Raw genomic sequence first — 237 nt, forward strand, 5'->3', positions numbered from 1 at the left:
GCTGGCCAGGTGAGGGAGGTAGGCGTCGGGGGTCGCGTCGGCCAGGGCTCGGTAGTGGCCGACGGCTTCCTCCGCGGTGGCCAGACCCTCCGCCCGCCGACCATCCTTCCCCAACCAGACGGAGAGGTTGCTGAGGATCATGGCGAGATCGGGCAGGTGGGCGTCGGGGTTCGTCTCGGCCAGGGCGCGGCGAATGGCGACGGATTCTTCGACGGCGGCCAGACCCTCCGCCCGTCG

At 71.7% G+C, this 237-nt stretch carries 1 pseudogene; it reads right to left on the reverse strand.

Annotated features, from left to right (window positions below):
* Nucleotides 1-237 (reverse strand): annotated as a pseudogene (locus tag ADK60_RS28015) (tetratricopeptide repeat protein); the annotation flags it as partial.

The sequence above is a fragment of the Streptomyces sp. XY431 genome, from assembly GCF_001279805.1.
Classification (GTDB): domain Bacteria; phylum Actinomycetota; class Actinomycetes; order Streptomycetales; family Streptomycetaceae; genus Kitasatospora; species Kitasatospora purpeofusca.